Source organism: Streptomyces sp. NPDC059169 (assembly GCF_042755225.1).
In the GTDB taxonomy this organism is placed as follows: domain Bacteria; phylum Actinomycetota; class Actinomycetes; order Streptomycetales; family Streptomycetaceae; genus Streptomyces.
Genome location: NZ_JBHZCF010000016.1, coordinates 127,054 through 144,920 on the forward strand (window position 1 = coordinate 127,054; position 17,867 = coordinate 144,920).

Consider the following 17,867-nt stretch of genomic DNA (forward strand, 5'->3'; position numbering starts at 1 on the left):
TGGGGTGGTGTTGGGGGGGGGGGGGGGGGGGGAAAAAAAAAAGAGGGGAGAGTTTGTGTTGGTTGTGGGGGTGGGGGAGGCACAAAAGAGGGCCCCCTCTCCTGCCCCCCCCCTTTTCCCCCCCCCCGATCCCTCGTACGGGTCCGCTGCCGCGCCCGTGTCCCCTCAGGAGAAGTGCGGCCTGCCCCTCAGCGGAACTGCGGGTGCCACGTCTCCAGAGTGCTGCCGGTCGCGTCGACGACCCTGATGTCGGGCCACTTGTCGAAGGCCGCGCACGGGTGGGAGATGCCGAGGTCGACCTCGTCGCCGACGTGCAGGTCGTACGCGTCGGTGAGGATCAGGTGGTGGTCGAAGATCTGTGTCGCGGTGGCGGCCGCGTCCGTGCGCGGGCTGCCCTGGGCGTCGCGCGCGGCAACGAGGACCGGGAGCCCCGCGTCGTAGGGCAGCTCCCGCTTGCCGGCACCCACGACGACCCGTCCCGGTTCCGGGGCCGACAGCACCACCGCCCGCACGGTCAGGGCCGCCTCCAGCCCGGGGAAGGGCGAGACCTCCTCGTAGGTGCCGTGGTCGTGGGTGACGTAGCAGCCGGAGCGCAGCACGAACACCGCATCGCGGTTGCCGTGCTTGGCCTGCAGCTCCTGGTGGGCCATGACGGCACGGTCGGGGAAGGCCGAGCCTCCCATGCTGAACACCGGCTGCCCGGCCCGCACCTTCGGCACCAGGCTGTGGAACACCTCGGCGGCCTCGCGGCAGTGCGCGTCGACGTAGCTCAGCGTGGCGGCGTCACGGCGGTTGGGCCGGACGCCCTCGTACGCCGCGACACCGGCCAGCGCGACCTCCGGCGAGGCGTCGGCGACGGCTTTGCCGAGCGCGTGCGCCGCGGTGGCTCCCCGCACGCCGGTGCGACCCTGCGGCGCACCGACGTCCACCAGGATCCGCAGCGGGTTGCGCACGCCGCGCAGGGCCGAGCGCATCAGCGCGAGCCCCTCCGCGGAGTCGACGAAAGCGTAGAGCTCGAGTCGGGGAACCGTGTCGAGCCACTCCCGCATGACGGCCAGATCGGCGGCGTGCACCACCTCGTTGGCGATCACGACGCGCCGAAGGCCCCAGCCGAGGGCGATCCCCGCCTGTCGCACCGTGGCCACCGTGACCCCCCAGGCGCCCGCGCTCATCTGCCGTTCCACGACGGGGCGGGTCATGGTGGTCTTGATGTGGGGGCAGAGCGCGACGTCCTGCTCCCGGCACCAGCCCGCCAACAACTCGACGTTGTGGTCCAGCGCGGGAAGGCTGAGGCGTAGTTCGGGCAGTTCGGTCGCACCGGACGCCTCGGGCCGGGTGGAGGCTGCGGGCGAGGGAGTGTCGTGCGTCATGAGTCCTCCGGATCGTCGGGGCCGGGACCGTTCCGACCCGATATCCGTGTATACGTCATCACCCGTCGACGCTCCCACACCGGGCTCGTTCCGTGCGCTGCGGGGCCGGGACCGCCCCGCACGTGGCCGTGCCCGTCCCGGCCCGGACACGGCGAAGGCCCGACCGCGGAAACCGCCCGGCGGTCGGGCCCTCGTCCCGACGTGCGGACGCTGGGGGATGCGTGAAGCCCGTCGGTGCGGACGCTGGGGATGCGCGACGTCCGTCGGTGCGGACGCTGGGGATGCGCGACGTCCGCCGAAACGGCCGGCTAGCGCGCCGTGCCGAAGTCCTGCGTCCAGTAGCTGCCGGGCTGCGCCAGCCCGACGCCGATCTCCTTGAACGAACAGTTGAGGATGTTCGCCTTGTGCCCGGGGCTGGTCATCCAACCCTGCATGACGCTCTCGGGGGTGCTGTAGCCGTAGGCGACGTTCTCGCCGTACGTGCTCCAGCTGTAACCGGCCCGCGTGATCCGGTCACCGGGGTCGGAGCCGTCGGAGCCCGTGTGGGACATGTTCTTGTGGGCGGCCATGTCCTGGCTGTGGTCCTGTGCCGCCTTGGTCAGCTTCGCGTTTACCGTCACCGGCGAGCATCCGACCTTGGCACGCTCGCTGTTGACGAGCGCCACGACCTTCGCGGTGGCACCGGAGGCAGGGGCGGCGGAAGCCGGGGCACTCGGGGTCGCGGTGGCCGTCGGGGTGCTCGGTGCCGAAGGAGCCTTCGGCGCGGCAGGCGCGGCAGGCGCGGCAGGCGCGGTGGGGGCGGTGGGGGCCTCCGATGCTCCAGCGGTCGGCTTGTGGCCCCACTTGGCCTGCCACCACGGATTGGCGTTCGCGTTCCTCCACTGCTGGTGGCGGGCCTGCGCGGCCGGGTCCTCCGGCTGATCGATGCAGGCCATGGCGACGGAGGGCACGGCCACGGCGCCTATGGCAACGGCAGCGACGGTTATCTGCCGGTAGTGCGTCTTCCTGCGATGCTTCCTCATGCATGACCTCACTCGCTGTTCGCGGAGCGCCCCGGACCGTGGCGAGGTCTACGGAGACCCGCCTGAGCTGCCAGAACGCCTTGCGGGCCGTCATTGTTAAAACCGACCTGCGCGCGGGGCAACGAGCCTCGGTACTACCCCGTCTCGTAGCGGTGGGCGGCTCTTGCCACGGGCCCAGCCGCGTGCTGGTACGGCGCTCCGTGTCCTCCGGGCCTACCTGGCGCCCCGTCAGGAGCCGTTGTGCGTTCGCCGGACGGGTGAATGGATCACACGGGGGGAATGTCGTCGAAAGCCGCCCTGGATGCTTGCCCCTCAAGACGGACAAATCTCTTATGTCGCCTGGACGGCATCTACTAATCCGCAGCCTTAGTGGCAGAAGCGGACGTGAGGGATGTCACGGAACTAATGATTCCGTTTCGGCGTCACCGCTCGGCTGGTGCGGAACCGGCGAACGAGGTCGAAGGCGGGACCGCCGGCGGTTGGCGCGCTGGCCGGACGGTTCACGGAGCCTGCCACGCATCACCGGTTTCCCCTTGTGGGGGTGGACCGGCGAAGTCAGGTACGCCTTCCTGTGTCAAGTCCCGAAATACAGGGACATGACGAGTCTCGGGGCGCGGGGCCTACTTGAGGCGTGGGCCCACGCCGAACACGTGGCCCACCCGCAGCATCCGGCACACCCGGTGGTGCGGGGCGCCGGGCACACGGTCCGGCCGACCGCCCGTTGCCCACGTCCGAGGAGAGTCCCGTGACCTCTCTGCCCCCTCCGTCCGAGCGCCCGACCGGCCCTCCGTCGGGTCCGCTGACCGGCCGCCCGACGGAGGGGCAGCCGGTGGGGGCGCCCGTACCTGCAGCCTCGCCCCCTCCACCGCCGTCAGGCCCGCCCGGTTCCGGCGTCGGTGTCTCCCGTGCTCCGGATCCACGCGGTGGAGGCCCGTCTTCCTGGTGGCGCGGGCGCCGCACCGTGCTGAGCGTGAGCACCGTGGCCGTCCTGGTGCTTGCGGTGATGGCCGCCGTCACCCTCCAGGGCGGGGGAGACACGGGCGGGGAGGTCTTCCTCCAGACCGCCTCGGCTGCCGGTCCCGACGCGTTCACCGCATCGACGGTCAGTGAGGACGGCAATGCCGCCTCCACGACGTACCGAGGAACTCCGAGGACCGAGGACGGGGGCACCCGCACCTTCCAGGTCGACGGTTCGTACGCGGGGCTGTACGGAGGCAGCCGCAACGTCGCGAGCTGCGACGTCGAGAAGCAGATCACCTTCCTCGGCCGCAACGGGACCAAGGCGAAGGCCTTCGCCGGAGCCCTGGGCATCCGGCAGTCCGCCGTCCCCGCCTACCTGCGATCGTTGACGCCCGCCCATCTGACCTGGGACACCCGGGTCACCAACCATGGGTACAGGAACGGGGCCACCACCGACTACCAGGCGGTCCTGCAGGCCGGCACCGCCGTCCTGGTCGACAACCGCGGCGTCCCGCGGGTGCGCTGCGCCTGCGGCAATCCCCTGACCACCCCGGTCGCCGTCAAGGGCGAGCAGCAGTACACCGGCCGCGCCTGGCCGACCTTCCGCCCCTCGCGCCTCGTGGCCGTGGCACCCGCCGACGAGCCGCTGAAGGCCGTCACGATGTACGACCAGGGCGGCCGGGAATGGTTCAAGCGCCCGAGCGGGGACGCACAGGGCAGCCACGACCAGCAGGTGGATCACCCGGACGACCGGAAGCCCGGCTCCGCGGCCCCGACCCTGCCACCGCCGACTTCCCCTTCGCTGGAGGAGTCTCCGGACGAGGGCCGGGAAAGCGGCGTCCACAACGACGGGGAGTCCCCGGACGGGGGCCGTGAGAGTGGTGGGCACGGGGAGTCTCCGGACAAGGGTCGGGAAAGCGGCGGTCACAAGGACGAAGAGTCTCCGGACAAGGGCAAGCAGGAGAAGAGGGAAGCGCCGCCTGCGGACCGGACACCGTCCGCCGGCGTATCCTCGCCGCCCGGTGACCAGCCGCCCGGTGACCAGCCGCCCGGTGGTCAACCGCCGGGTGGTCAACCACCCGGTCAACCGCCTCCGGCGGACCAGCCGCCCGGCGACCAACCCCGCTACCGGGATCAAGCCCCGCCGGCGGACCAGCCTCCGACTGGGGGTGAGTCCCCACCGTCGGGGGACCAGCCCCATGGCGACCAGCCCCCGGCGGACCAGCCTCCGTCCGGGGGCGGGTCGTCTCAGGAGAACCAGCCTCCGCCCGCCCACCGGCCCCCTGCCGACCAGCCTCACTGAGGTCACGCGCAACCGCAGGACCAGTCGCCCCCGGAGCGGCACCCACCGGGGGATCTTCCGCATTCCGACCAGCAGTCCGACGACCCGCCCCCGCCTGGTGACCACGCCCAGGACGGGAAACCGCGCGCTCGATGATCAGCCTGGACCCGCGGGCCCGCCACCAGGCGCGCGACTCCTCGAGCCGGGCCGGGGCCGTGAGCTGCTGGCGGGGGGCCACGACGTCGCGACGACGTGCCTCGCCCGCTCACCGCAGAACAAGACGTTCGGCCAGGCCCACCGATCCACCGGCTCTACGCGCTGGCGTTCAACCGGCACCAGGTGCCGTCGCCCTGGATGAGGCGCCGCTCGTCGACGGGAGCCTGGGTGTGGTGGGCTGGGCGTGCTCCTCCGCATGCGTCGGTTCGGCGACCTGAACGCACACTCCTGCAGGGCAGTCCGTCCGGCGCATACCCGGGTGAGCTGCCTGGCTCGAAGAGCATTTCGATTTGCCGATAGCCTGCGTCACCATGACACGCGCTTGGATCTTGCCCATGTTGTTCGTGCTTGGCGGCTCAGTCGCTGCCACGGGGCTGGTCATCAGGGGGAGCCTCGTCGAAGCCGCGGTACTCCTGCTGGTGTTCGTACTGCTCGCAGGCATCAATTCACCTTTGGCGTTCCCGAGGTCGATCGGTGCACTGGAGGCACAACGCCGCAGTGCGGCCGACGGCCGGCCGGTCGTCTTCTGGAGGCCGGGCTGCGCGTACTGTCTGCGACTGCGCATCCGATTGGGCCGCAGCGCCCGCCAACTGCACTGGGTCGACATCTGGCGCGACCCGGCAGGGGCCGCAGCGGTGAGGGCGTTCAACAACGGCAATGAGACCGTGCCGACTGTCGTCGTGGCTGGCCGGCCGCACACCAACCCCGACCCTCGATGGGTGCGCGAACAGCTCTCCTCTTCCGCTTGATCAGGAGCCGTCCCCTCCATCGGAGAGACACTCGCCGCCACGAAGGGTCCTCAACCGCGCCGTAACTGACGATCCGGTGATATCCGGCGATCAGGCGGCCGTGACGGGGCGCGGGCTGCCGTGGAACACCTGACCGATGTGCCAGGAACGGTGGGCCGCAGCGACGGGGCGGACACCCGGTTGCGGTCCGATGATCGGGCGTCCGGCGAGCGCTACGACATGCTCACGGGCGGCGGGGCTGCGGCCGACGAAGCGCTGCGAGACCAGGATGCGGTGGCCGTCGCCTATGCCGAGGACGCCCTTGTCGAAGAGCTTGTGGTGCAGCGAGCACAGGCACAGGCCGTTGTCGACGTCGTCCGGGCCGCCGAACGCCCACCAGCGCACGTGCGCGGCCTCCAGCCCGACCGGCACCGCGCCGATCCTGCCGTCGTAGCCACAGAAGGCGCACTGGTACTCGTAGGCCGTCAGGACCAGTTCCCGCATCCGCGGATCGCGCTGCCGGCGGACGGCCGAGAGCTGTCCGGACTCCGTGGGCTCCAGCTCCAGGCCGACCGATGCGCACAGTTCGCCGTGGAGGGAGGGCGGGAAGTGCAGGTCGAGTAAGACCCGTGCCATCCGGCCGAGCAGCGACGGCTCGCGCCGCAGCGCCGCCCGCAGTTCAGGCACCAACCGTCCCGCGGCCCCCGCCGACCGCAGCTCCCGCACCCCGCTACCCGGACTGCCCGGTCCGCGGTCAGTGCGCACCTCCCAGACGCCGTCGCTCGCCAGATGGTGGAACGGATAGGCGGGCGTCGTCTTGTTGGGCGGACCGTAGTCGTTCAGCAGCTGCTGGAGATCCTCTTCAACGACGCTGTACCGCAGTTCGCCTTCGGCATCCTGCTGGAACCGGCTGAGGGCGTACAGGAGCAGTAGCGGCTTGTGCGGAGCGCGGGTCCCGCTTCTGCTCCACTGCCTCAAGTTCGCGGTCTGCTCCAGCCAGTCCATGACCGGCGATCGTAGTGGTGCCTTGGCCGGGCGGGCACGGCACCGTGAACGCTCGTGCCCCGGCGGCCTGCCGTGCTCCTGGGCGCACGTGGCGTACCGCAAGCTCATCGCGCCCTGGTTCCCTTTCGGAGTCCTGGTCTCGACTGAGCGTTGGCGAACGGCGGTGGACGAGACGGGAACTGAGACGGGCCAGCCGGATCTCCAAGCCCGAGGCTCATGTGCCCGGAGGAGATCATGCCGATGGGGGCAGGACTGTCGTGGCATCGGTGAGAGCCATGCCGATTTGCCTGGCGTCGTGCCCCTTGGCACTGCGCAGATCGGCGCCGCGCAGGTCTGTGTCGTGCAGCTGAGCATTGGAGATCACGGCGCCACTGAAGGTTGCGCCTCGCAGATTGGCTCTGCTGAGAACGGCCCTCGTGAGAAATGAGTTGGTCAGGTCGGCCCCAGGGAGCCAAGCGTTCTCCAAGTTGATGTCTCGTAGATCAGCCTGACTGAGGTCGCAGCCAGCTAAACGGGCGCGGCTGAAGCGGGCGTTGGTGAGGTCCGCGCCGCGCAGGTTCGTGCGGCGGAGGTCCAGCCTGGTGGGCTCTGCACGTGTTGGGCGTCTGCCCAGCACCGAAAGTGCGGCTTGGATCTCCTCGGCGAGGGGCTGGGGTTCTGGTGTGCCGCCTTCCGGTCGGTGCGCGTGCTGTCTTATGAATCCGGCGAGCACCGCGACAACCGTCGTATGGTCCTTCTCCGAGTCCCGCATGATCCGTTCAAGGCTGTAGATGCCGCCGAGGCGCTGGGTTGGGTGGTCAGCACTCAGCAGCTTGATGGCTTCAACGTAACGGTCCGTTACTTGACCTTCGCGAGTGAGTTCGGCCTGCTCTTGGTCCCGGGCGCGTGTGTGCTGAAACGAGTGGTGCGTGTAGTACAGGCCCAGGCAGGCTATGACTCCAGCCCCGATTGCGACCAAGGTGGTCCTGAAACCGGTGACGATCACACCATCGGCCGGTTGGAGATCATGTGTGCGCAGGTGGCTGCCGTCGATCATCCATGGGCCGCGCCACATCAGGTGTAGGTAGCCAGCCGCGACGACGACGAGGGCGGCCATCTGGAGGGTGCGCTTGCGCTTCATGCGGCGAATCATGTCCACGCCTGCCGGGGCCGAAGCGTGGCCGAAGCCTTGCCTCTGCGGGGGTGGTCACGCAGTTTGGCCCGAACACCGACTTCCACGTCTGGAAGCGACTGCTGCGGGACGCGGGGGTGCGAGACGGTCGTCTCCGTGACGCCCGCCACACCGTCGCGACCGTCCTTCTGATCCTGGGCGTCCCGGATGTCGTGGTCGACGCGATCACGGGCTGGGAGCCCGGGGGAGCGGTACGCATGCGGGCCCGGCACATGGACGGGACGGGGACGCTGCTGCGGAAGGTCGCGCAGCAAGTCGGCGACGCCCTCTGGGAGCAGCCAGGAGAGGACGGACAACCCGACTGAGACGGAAACTGAGACGGACGAACGCCAGAGGGCCGGACCGCTTTCGCGATCCGGCCCTCTGAGCTGGCGGAGGATACGAGATTCGAACTCGTGAGGGGTTGCCCCCAACACGCTTTCCAAGCGTGCGCCCTAGGCCTCTAGGCGAATCCTCCGCCGGAAACATTACATGACGCTGAGGAGTGCTCGCGAACTCGTTCCCCACCCCCACCATCGGGTACCCTGTGCGGAGCCCCTCACGTGGCGCTATCTGACTGAACTCCCCCAGGGCCGGAAGGCAGCAAGGGTAGGTCGGCTCTGGCGGGTGCGTGGGGGGCGTTTGCGTTGCCGGGGGTGGGTGTCCGTCGCACGGGCCGCGTCGGCCCCCGGGGGGGCGGGGTCCGGTGGGGCGGTCCGGTTGTCGGTGGGCCCCGATAACCTCGTATGCGTGTCGTCCCTTGCGCTGTACCGCCGCTACCGCCCCGAGTCCTTCGCCGAGGTCATCGGGCAGGAGCATGTCACCGACCCGCTGCAGCAGGCGCTGCGGAACAACCGGGTCAACCACGCGTACCTGTTCAGCGGGCCGCGGGGGTGCGGGAAGACGACCAGTGCGCGCATCCTCGCTCGCTGCCTGAACTGTGAGCAGGGCCCCACGCCGACACCGTGCGGGGAGTGCCAGTCCTGTCGTGACCTGGCCAGGAACGGGCCGGGTTCGATCGATGTCATCGAGATCGACGCCGCGTCCCACGGTGGCGTGGACGACGCCCGTGAGTTGCGTGAGAAGGCGTTCTTCGGGCCGGCGTCGAGCCGGTACAAGATCTACATCATCGATGAGGCCCACATGGTCACCTCGGCGGGCTTCAACGCCCTGCTGAAGGTGGTCGAGGAGCCCCCGGAGCACCTGAAGTTCATCTTCGCGACCACCGAGCCCGAGAAGGTCATCGGGACGATCCGCTCGCGCACGCACCACTACCCGTTCCGGCTGGTGCCCCCGGGGACCCTGCGGGAGTACCTGGGGCAGGTCTGTGCCAGGGAGGAGATCCCCGTCGAGGAAGGGGTGCTGCCTCTGGTCGTGCGCGCCGGCGCCGGTTCGGTGCGTGACTCGATGTCCGTCATGGACCAGTTGCTCGCCGGAGCCGCCGACGACGGTGTGACGTACGCCATGGCGACGGCCCTACTCGGGTACACGGACGGTTCACTGCTCGACGCGGTCGTCGACGCGTTCGCCTCCGGTGACGGCGCCGCGGCCTTCGAGGTCGTGGACCGGGTCATCGAGGGCGGCAACGATCCGCGTCGCTTCGTCGCCGACCTGCTGGAGCGGCTGAGGGATCTCGTGATCCTCGCGGCCGTTCCGGACGCGGCGGAAAAGGGGCTCATCGACGGGCCCGCGGACGTGGTCGAGCGGATGAAGGCCCAGGCGCAGGTGTTCGGCGCCGCCGAGCTCAGCCGGGCCGCGGACCTGGTCAACGCGGGGCTGACGGAGATGAGGGGGGCCACCTCGCCTCGTTTGCAGCTGGAGCTGATCTGCGCACGGGTGCTGCTGCCCGGCGCGTTCGACGACGAGCGTTCCCTGCAGGCTCGGCTCGACCGGCTGGAGCGCGGGGCGGGTGCCGCGTTCACGGCCCAAGGCCCGGGGCCTGCGATGGGTTACGTGCCCGGGCCGGAGGCCCATCCCCCGATGGTGCCGGGCGGCGGCCCAGCGGCTGCCCGTGCGGCCGTACGGGGCGGGACACCGGAGCCCGCTGCGGCGCCACCGCCGTCCACTCCTCCCGTTCAGGAGCAGCCCCCCGCGCAGACACCCGCGGCCCAGGCGGCGCCCGCCGAGCCCGCCGCCGCGGCGCCGGCCCCGCCCGCTGCGCAGGCCGTCGCCCAGGAGTCCGCCGCACCCCGTCCAGGTGCGTGGCCGGGCGCCGCGAGCCCCGGCTCCGGCGCTCCCGGCGCGCAGCGCCCCGGTGCCTGGCCGTCCGCGGCGGCGCCCGGCCAGGGCCGCCCGGTGCCCGCCGCGGCCGCCCCCCAACCGCAGGCAGCCGAGCCCGCGCAGTCGCCCGGGCCGCAGCAACCCGTCGCGCCCGCCGCATCCCAGGGCGCGGCCCAGGTGCGCTCCATGTGGCCGGCGATCCTGGAAGCCGTGAAGAACCGCCGGCGCTTCACCTGGATCCTGCTCAGTCAGAACGCACAGGTCGCCGGTTTCGACGGGACGACCCTCCAGCTGGGGTTCCTCAATGCGGGAGCGCGCGACAACTTCGCGAGCAGTGGCAGTGAGGACGTCCTGCGGCAGGCGCTCGCCGAGCAGTTCAACGTTCAGTGGAAGATCGAGGCGATCATCGATCCCTCCGGTGGCGCGGGGCAGCCCGCGGCCGGCTCGGGGGGCGGCTACGGAAGGCCCGCCCAGGCGCCGCCGGCACCCGCCCAGGAGCCCCGCCCCGTCCAGCAGCCCCCCCACCCCCCCGCCCCGGCCGGACCGCAGCCGCGGACCTCCACCCCGGAGCCGCCGAGTGCCACCGCCCCGCAGGCCCCGCCCGCGCCGCCGCCCGTCGCACTCGAGGACGACATCCCGGAGGAGGACGACCCCGACCTCGTGGACTCCGCCCTCTCCGGCCACGACCTGATCGTCCGGGAGCTCGGGGCGACGGTTGTGGAGGAATACACGAACGAGTAGGAAGGGGTGCTTCGGTGGCCCGCACAAGGTCGCCGTCGCCGAGCGGGCTACCCTGGCTGCCGTGAAGGTCCTCGTCATCGGCAGCGGCGCCCGCGAACATGCCCTGTGCCGCGCACTCTCCCTCGATCCCGACGTCACCGCTCTGCACTGCGCGCCCGGCAACGCCGGAATCGCGGAGATCGCGGAGCTGCACCCGGTCGACGCCCTCGACGGCGCAGCCGTCGCCGCCCTGGCCGGAGAGCTCGGCGCGGGCCTGGTCGTCGTCGGCCCCGAGGCCCCGCTGGTCGCCGGTGTCGCGGACGCCGTCCGGGGCGCCGGCATCCCGTGCTTCGGCCCGTCCGCGGAGGCCGCCCAGCTGGAGGGCTCCAAGGCCTTCGCCAAGGACGTGATGGCAGCGGCAAACGTGCCGACCGCCCGCGCCTACGTCTGTACGACGCCTGAGGAGATCGACGAGGCGCTGGACGCCTTCGGGGCCCCCTACGTCGTCAAGGACGACGGTCTCGCCGCCGGCAAGGGCGTCGTCGTCACGGATGACGTCGCCGCTGCCCGCGCGCACGCCCTCGGGTGCGACCGGGTCGTCATCGAGGAGTACCTCGACGGCCCCGAGGTGTCGCTGTTCGCCATCACTGACGGCGAGACCGTGGTGCCGCTGCAGCCCGCGCAGGACTTCAAGCGCGCCCTGGACGGCGACCAGGGCCCCAACACGGGCGGCATGGGCGCGTACTCGCCGCTGCCGTGGGCGGACCCCAAGCTGGTCGACGAGGTCATGGAGACCGTCCTGCAGCCGACGGTGGACGAGCTGCGCCGCCGGGGTACGCCGTTCTCCGGACTCCTGTACGCGGGTCTCGCGATCACCAGCCGTGGGGTCCGCGTCATCGAGTTCAACGCCCGTTTCGGTGACCCCGAGACCCAGGTGGTCCTGGCCCGTCTCCAGACCCCGCTGGCGGGTGTCCTGCTCGCCGCCGCCAACGGCACCCTCGCCGACGAGCCCCCGCTGAACTGGCGCGGAGCCGCGGCGGTCACCGTCGTGATCGCCTCCCACGACTACCCGGCCACGCCCCGTACCGGTGACCCGATCGAAGGACTGGACGAGGTCGCGGCGCAGGACGCCCCGCACGCCTACGTCCTGCACGCAGGGACCAAGGAAGACGGCGGAACGGTGCTGAGCGCCGGCGGCCGGGTGCTGTCGGTGACCGCCACGGGCGAGGACCTCGCGCAGGCTCGGCATCGTGCGTACGCAGCGGTGGGGCGCATTCACCTGGACGGCTCCCACCACCGCACGGACATCGCAGCGAAGGCCGCCGCGGGCACCTGAGCCGCTCAGCGGACGGTCCGGCCGGCCGCGGCAGTCCCCGCGGGGTGCGACCGCCGTTCGGAGTCGCCGTGCGTCCCGCGTTCCCGTTCGTCCCGTCCTGCCTCGCGCCGCCCCTTCGGTGCCTGCGTCGAGTGCCGTCGGGTCGGCAGCTCCCGATGCGTCCGCCCCGGGCAGCCTCAGGTTTCCGGTCCGTTCGGGTGCTTGCCGCCCGCTCGGCCCGCGTCCGGTTCGGCCGGCGAACGGCGGGGCCGGGGCGCCGGTCCCGCACGAGGCAACCGCGTGCTCTCCGCCGGATGCCGGGTGCCGTGCCCGGGCGCCTTCCCGCCCATGCCGGTAGCTCGGCCAAAGCCATTCCATCGAGTGACCGCTGCCCCATCTGGATGACGGCCGTCGACGGCCCAACTAGGGTGCGGCGCAAGCGTTCCGGCACTTGGCCCACCGACATTGCGATGTCGGTGGCGGGTGCCACAGTGGGGGAGTGAGCAACGCCGCCGCAGGGCAGAGGGGGTGAGTCCGGCCGTGTCCGGAACCGTCATCGGTGAGGAGATGGGCGCGCTGGCCGCGCGCTCCAGGGCCCTCGCCGTGCTCCGGGTGCGGAGCACGGCGCTGGCCGTCGTGCTGCTGCCCGCTGCCGTCGCCGTCGTCCTGCTCGTCGGCGGGGCCACGGGCCGGTTCGGTGGGGACGGTTGGGATACCGCCCGATGGACGGTGACGTCCGTCGCGGTGGTCGTGCTGCTGGCCGCGGGCGCCGTCGCCGCGGTGATCGCCCGCGCGAAGCCGGCGGTCAGCCCGACGGTCCAGCTGACCGAGGCATCCGCTCCCGACCTGTACCGGCTGGTGGGCGACCTCGCCGAACGGCTGGAGGTCCCGCCGCCCTCCGCGATAGCCCTGACCCCGGACTGCGACAGTTGGCTGGAGGACCGTACGCATCCTGCTCACGGCCCTCGCGCCGATGGCCGGGACGACGCCCCGGTGCTGGTCATCGGGTCCCCGTTCCTCTGGTGGATGCGGGTGGCCGAGCTGCGGGCCGTCCTCGCTCCCGTCGTCGCCGGTACGGGCCCGTCCGCGCACCCGGACATAGCCGCGGCACGCCGGTTCGTGCGCGGCCTCGACGCCGCGGCGGGGCTCAGCGCCAAGCCGGGTCTCGGACCGGTCCGCAGGATCGCCGGCACTCTCGTCCGCCCGGTCGCCCGGTTGCTGCTGCGCGCCTGCCGCGGCCACGCGGGGGAGATGGAACGGGGGGTTGCCGCCGCCGCGTCCGAGCGTGCACAGGCTGTGGACTACGGTCTGCGGATCGTCGCCCAGGAACAGGTCGGCCTGGCGTACGCGGGCTGGGACCGCCTGCTCACCCGGGTCGCGCTGCCCGCCTGGCGGATGGGTCGGTGGCCGAGCCGGCTCGACGCCGGGGTGGTCTCCGCACTGACCGAGCTGTCCCGTCGCGACCGGCTGGCAGAGGGCTTCACTTCGCGGCTCGGCGAGCGCCCGGCCTGTGACCTGCTGGAGGAGCCCGGAGCTGTCGACGAAGCCGCTTCGCTGCTGGCGGCCCGTCTCTTCCACGGCGGGCCCGCCGAAGCCGGGCCCGACTGGTCGCCCGTGGACTGGCAGCGCTACCCGGAAGAGGTCGTGGACCGGAAGTGGCGCACGGAAGCCGCCCGCCTGCACAGGGTCCTGGACACGATGGGGGTGCGGAGGGCGCCCGGTGCCGCCGGTGGACCGACCCTCGCCCGGGTGGTGGAACACCTCACCGGAGACCCCGAGCCTGCCGCAGACCTGCCGGTCGACGACTCCCTCGACGGTGCCGCGGACCCCACGACCAGGACACGCGGCGATGCCCTGGCCGCCGGGATCAGCGCGGACGTGTCCCGTGCGGAGGCGGCGCGCGAGCGCTCGACCGATCACCACGTCACCGGGGGCGGCGGCGCCGAGGCCGTCTGGGGGTGCGACGCACTGCCGCTCGTCCTGCTCCAGCCGCCCCGGACGTCCCGTGAGCTGCTGGCCGACCACGTCACCGCGATGGTGTGCTGTGCGGCCGTCGACACCGCAGGGGCGACCCCCGGGATGGACTGGCTCGACGGTCCCGCCCTGCTGATCGGTGGCGAGCGCCGAACCGACCTGGCCGCGCGGGTGCTGAGCCTGGTCGAGGACGGGGATCCCGAGCCGCTCAGGGCGTGGCTGGCGACCACCGGGGTCCGCGCGGAGAAACCCGTCCGGCTGGTCTGACGTCCACCTGATCTGACGTGCGGCGACCGGTCGTGCCTCCCCCCGTCCGGTGGTCCGGTGCCCGGCGCCACACGGCCGGGCGGTGCCGGGAGCGCGTCCGCTGATCCTCCGGTCGTGGTCCCTGTGGTGTGCCCCGTCCCGCGCGGCGCCGCCAGGTGTGGACCTGCTGATCTGCCCGCCCGGAGCCGGTCGTCTGCCCGCCCGGAGCCGGTCGGTCCGCAATGGCGCATTCCGCCCACATGAATTCACGACGAACGGTGACGGAGTGCGTGCGTTATGTGATGTGCTGGGATCGGCGCCGACCAGTCGGCGCACCAGAACTGTTCTCGACGACGAGGGAGGGGCGCGGCATGGGGGCGGAGCACATCCGGCGGTGGGAATCGGGCGCCCTGGCCCACGCCGTCAGTGATCCCTTCGGCCAGGGGCCGCTGCCGTGGTTGCGCGGCAGCGAGTGGTACGTCGACGACACCGGTCAGGCCGTCCCTTGGTACGCGGATCCGGACCGCGGCCGGCGCAAGAGCGGTCCGCGCACGGCTGACGACGTGCACCAGCAGATCAAGGGCTTCGCGTCCACGGGGGCCGTCGCCCCGGGCGAGGCCATCGACTTCCACATCACGGTGGATCCGCCCCAGCAGTTCTCCGCCGACGTCTACCGCATCGGCCACTACGGCGGCGACGGAGCCTCCAAGATCACGACCAGTCCACGGCTCCCGGGCATCGTCCAGCCGGCCCCCCTCACCGCCGACCGCACGGTCTCCTGCCACCACTGGTGGCTCTCGTGGCGGCTGCAGATCCCGTCCTACTGGTCGATCGGCGCGTACGTCGCGGTGCTCACCACAGCCGACGGCTACCGCTCGCACATTCCGTTCACCGTGCGCGACGGCCACCCGGCGGATCTCCTCCTGCTCCTGCCCGACATCACCTGGCAGGCGTACAACCTCTACCCGGAGGACGGCCGGACCGGCGCCAGCCTCTACCACGCCTGGGACGAGCACGGTCGACTCCTCGGCGAGGAGGACGCGGCGACCACGGTCTCCTTCGACCGCCCCTACGCGGGTGCGGGCCTCCCCCTCCACGTCGGGCACGCCTACGACTTCATCCGCTGGGCCGAGCGGTACGGCTACGACCTCGCGTACGCCGACACCCGCGATCTGCACGCGGGCCGCGTCGATCCCACCCGCTACCGGGGCCTGGTTTTCCCGGGGCACGACGAATACTGGTCAGTCCCCATGCGGCGCACCGTGGAGCTGGCCCGCGAGCACGGCACGTCCCTCGTCTTCCTCTCCGCCAACACCATGTACTGGCAGGTCGAGCTCGGCCCGTCCGCATCGGGGGCGCCCGACCGCCTGCTGACCTGCCGCAAGCGCCGAGGTCCCGGTCGCGCCGCCCTGTGGCGCGAGGCCGACCGGCCGGAGCAGCAACTGCTCGGCATCCAGTACGCGGGACGGGTCCCCGAGCCCCGCCCCCTCGTGGTGCGCAATGCCCGGCACTGGCTCTGGGAGGCGACCGAAGCGGGCGACGGCGACGAAGTCCCGGGTCTCGTCGCGGGCGAGGCCGATCGTTACTTCCCGCGGACCGTGCTGCCCGAGCACGACGAACGGATCCTGCTGGCCCACTCTCCCTACCAGGACGGTGAAGGAGTGACCCGCCACCAGGAGACGTCGCTGTACCGGGCTCCCTCCGGCGCCCTGGTGTTCGCCTCGGGGACCTTCGCCTGGTCCCCCGCACTGGACCGCCCGGGCCATGTGGACGCCCGGATCCAGCGGGCCACCGCGAATCTCCTCGACCGGATCTGCAAACGGGGCTGAGCTCGCTGCCGGACGCGTACCGGGCACCGTCCCGGTCGCGCCCGCGGCACGGGCCGATCCCCCGATGCCTCCGAGCGCCCGCCCCGGCCCCTTCGCCGCCGCTGCCGGCGGGCCGGGCCCACCCCGCCGACGGGCGGCATCTCCCGCATGCGGGAGAATCGGAACCGTTCCTGGATCAACCTACGCGGAGGAACCGTGTCCGGATTCGTCGAAAAGCCCGAACCAGTTCAGGTGCCCGGCCTGGTGCATCTGCACACCGGCAAGGTGCGCGACCTCTACGAGACCGAATCCGGGGACCTCGTGATGGTCGCCAGCGACCGGATTTCCGCGTACGACTGGGTGTTGCCGACCGAGATCCCCGACAAGGGCCGGGTGCTCACCCAGCTTTCCCTCTGGTGGTTCGACCAGCTCGCCGACCTCGTCCCCCACCACGTGGTCACCACCGAGCTCCCGGCGGGCGCTCCGGCCGAGTGGGCCGGACGGACCCTGGTCTGCAAGGCCCTGGACATGGTGCCGGTCGAGTGCGTCGCCCGCGGATACCTCACCGGCTCTGGGCTGGTGGAGTACCGGCAGTCCCACACGGTCTGCGGTCTCGCCCTCCCCGATGGCCTCGTGGACGGTTCCGAGCTCCCCGCCCCCATCTTCACTCCGGCCACCAAGGCCGCCGTCGGCGATCACGACGAGAACGTGAGCTATGAGGAAGTCGTGCACCAGGTCGGCCCGGACACGGCAGCCCGGCTGCGCAGGACGACGCTCGACGTGTACGGCAGGGCCCGGGACATCGCCCGTGCGCGCGGCATCATCCTCGCGGACACCAAGTTCGAGTTCGGGTTCGACGGTGACCGGCTGATCATCGCCGACGAGGTGCTGACCCCGGACTCCTCCCGCTTCTGGCCCGCGGACCAGTGGCAGCCGGGACGGGCCCAGCCGTCGTACGACAAGCAGTACGTGCGCGATTGGCTGACCTCGTCGGCTTCCGGCTGGAACCGTACGAGCGAGCAGCCGCCCCCGCCGCTTCCACCGGAGGTCGTGGACGCGACGCGCGCCAAGTACCTGGAGGCTTACGAGCGGCTCACCGGCCTCCGCTGGGCATAGTGCGCGGGCGCCGCACGCAGATGAGCCCCCGGCCGATCGGCCGGGGGCTCATTCCTTTCCTTGAGCGGACGACGAGGCTCGAACTCGCGACCTCAACCTTGGCAAGGTTGCGCTCTACCAACTGAGCTACGTCCGCATGCGCCGTGGCGCGGAGCCCACTATACCCAACCTCGCTCACGAGCGAGACGAACCGCGGTGTGCGGGTTCTCGGCTCCGAGCTTCGTGCCCGCGGACGACAGGTAGTTGCGGACCGTCCCGGGGAGAGCGAAGCCTGCTGGGTGCTCCCTGCGACCGGAGCCCCGCCCTCAGCGGACTCCAGCACCTCGGCCTCGCGCGCGGTCAGTGGGGAGTCTCCGGAGGCGATCGCGTCCGCGGCCAACTCCGGGTCCACGTAGCGGTTTCCCGCGTGGACGGTTCGGGTGATCTCGGCGGGTCGCTGGGCGCCCACCGTCTTCGGTACGAAGCCGCGCACCCCAGCGGTGAGCGCCCGCTCGAGGTGCCGGGGGCGGCCGTGACCGGCCACGATCATGGTCCTGCACTCCGCCAGCTCGGTGCGCAGTGATGTGGCCACCTTCACACCGTCGGCGCCCGGCATCAGCAGGTCGAGGACCGCCGCGTCGGGCCGGTGGGCCCGGCCGTGGACAGCGCCTCGGGGCTCGATGCGGCGGTCCTCGACGACGGTCAGGTCGTCCTCCGGCCCGAGCAGCGCGGCGAGCGCGCGGCGGGTCACGTGCT

Annotated in this window: 12 protein-coding genes, 2 tRNA genes, 1 other RNA gene and 1 pseudogene; 9 read left to right on the forward strand and 7 right to left on the reverse strand. The window is 71.7% G+C overall.

The window, feature by feature from the left end:
* Nucleotides 1-188: 188 nt before the first annotated feature.
* Nucleotides 189-1,370 (reverse strand): alanine racemase, encoded by a 1,182-nt coding sequence (locus tag ACFXOM_RS26915; protein WP_384945676.1) that lies wholly within the window; start codon nt 1,368-1,370, stop codon nt 189-191.
* Nucleotides 1,371-1,678: 308 nt separating this feature from the next.
* Nucleotides 1,679-2,392 (reverse strand): CAP domain-containing protein, encoded by a 714-nt coding sequence (locus ACFXOM_RS26920; protein WP_385039623.1) that lies wholly within the window; start codon nt 2,390-2,392, stop codon nt 1,679-1,681.
* Nucleotides 2,393-3,362: 970 nt separating this feature from the next.
* Here ACFXOM_RS26920 and ACFXOM_RS26925 point away from each other — a divergent pair.
* Together ACFXOM_RS26925 and ACFXOM_RS26930 are read left to right on the forward strand one after the other, a co-directional pair.
* Nucleotides 3,363-4,655: a DUF6777 domain-containing protein gene (locus ACFXOM_RS26925; protein WP_385039626.1), complete on the forward strand. Its 1,293-nt coding sequence runs from the start codon at nt 3,363-3,365 to the stop codon at nt 4,653-4,655.
* Between the two features lie 506 nt (nt 4,656-5,161).
* Entirely contained in the window at nt 5,162-5,599 is a 438-nt protein-coding gene (locus tag ACFXOM_RS26930; protein WP_385039629.1) for a glutaredoxin domain-containing protein, read from the forward strand.
* A 90-nt stretch (nt 5,600-5,689) separates the two neighbouring features.
* Here the strand turns inward: ACFXOM_RS26930 and ACFXOM_RS26935 are convergent, their stop codons facing one another.
* Both ACFXOM_RS26935 and ACFXOM_RS26940 read right to left on the reverse strand, forming a co-directional pair.
* Complete coding sequence (locus ACFXOM_RS26935; protein WP_385039631.1) at nt 5,690-6,583, reverse strand: phosphorothioated DNA-binding restriction endonuclease; 894 nt, start codon at nt 6,581-6,583, stop codon at nt 5,690-5,692.
* Nucleotides 6,584-6,815: 232 nt separating this feature from the next.
* Complete coding sequence (locus tag ACFXOM_RS26940) at nt 6,816-7,703, reverse strand: pentapeptide repeat-containing protein (protein WP_385039634.1); 888 nt, start codon at nt 7,701-7,703, stop codon at nt 6,816-6,818.
* Nucleotides 7,704-7,765: 62 nt separating this feature from the next.
* Here ACFXOM_RS26940 and ACFXOM_RS26945 point away from each other — a divergent pair, with 62 nt between their 5' ends.
* A complete protein-coding gene (locus ACFXOM_RS26945) occupies nt 7,766-8,059 on the forward strand; it encodes an integrase (RefSeq protein WP_385039637.1) in 294 nt (97 codons plus the stop codon).
* Between the two features lie 64 nt (nt 8,060-8,123).
* On the opposite strand, the gene ACFXOM_RS26950 is transcribed toward ACFXOM_RS26945, so the two are convergent.
* Nucleotides 8,124-8,211, reverse strand: a tRNA-Ser gene (locus tag ACFXOM_RS26950).
* Between the two features lie 73 nt (nt 8,212-8,284).
* On the opposite strand from ACFXOM_RS26950, the gene ffs reads away from it, so the two are divergent.
* The 6 genes from ffs (at nt 8,285) to ACFXOM_RS26980 (ending at nt 17,132) form a co-directional block, all read left to right on the forward strand.
* Nucleotides 8,285-8,379: signal recognition particle sRNA small type (gene ffs, locus ACFXOM_RS26955), an RNA gene on the forward strand.
* 104 nt (nt 8,380-8,483) lie between these two features.
* Nucleotides 8,484-10,694 (forward strand): DNA polymerase III subunit gamma and tau, encoded by a 2,211-nt coding sequence (locus ACFXOM_RS26960; RefSeq protein ID WP_384942933.1) that lies wholly within the window; start codon nt 8,484-8,486, stop codon nt 10,692-10,694.
* Between the two features lie 61 nt (nt 10,695-10,755).
* A complete protein-coding gene (purD, locus tag ACFXOM_RS26965) occupies nt 10,756-12,009 on the forward strand; it encodes a phosphoribosylamine--glycine ligase (RefSeq protein WP_384942931.1) in 1,254 nt (417 codons plus the stop codon).
* Nucleotides 12,010-12,528: 519 nt separating this feature from the next.
* On the forward strand, nt 12,529-14,229 hold the full coding sequence (locus tag ACFXOM_RS26970) for a hypothetical protein (RefSeq protein WP_385039640.1): 1,701 nt from the start codon (nt 12,529-12,531) through the stop codon (nt 14,227-14,229).
* Between the two features lie 350 nt (nt 14,230-14,579).
* Nucleotides 14,580-16,037, forward strand: a complete 1,458-nt coding sequence (locus ACFXOM_RS26975; RefSeq protein WP_384942927.1) for a N,N-dimethylformamidase beta subunit family domain-containing protein — start codon at nt 14,580-14,582, stop codon at nt 16,035-16,037.
* Nucleotides 16,038-16,232: 195 nt separating this feature from the next.
* Entirely contained in the window at nt 16,233-17,132 is a 900-nt protein-coding gene (locus tag ACFXOM_RS26980; RefSeq protein ID WP_384942925.1) for a phosphoribosylaminoimidazolesuccinocarboxamide synthase, read from the forward strand.
* A 63-nt stretch (nt 17,133-17,195) separates the two neighbouring features.
* Here the strand turns inward: ACFXOM_RS26980 and ACFXOM_RS26985 are convergent.
* Both ACFXOM_RS26985 and ACFXOM_RS26990 read right to left on the reverse strand, forming a co-directional pair.
* Nucleotides 17,196-17,268 (reverse strand) — tRNA-Gly (locus ACFXOM_RS26985).
* Nucleotides 17,269-17,290: 22 nt separating this feature from the next.
* Nucleotides 17,291-17,862 (reverse strand): annotated as a pseudogene (locus ACFXOM_RS26990) (response regulator).
* Between the last annotated feature and the right edge of the window lie 5 nt (nt 17,863-17,867).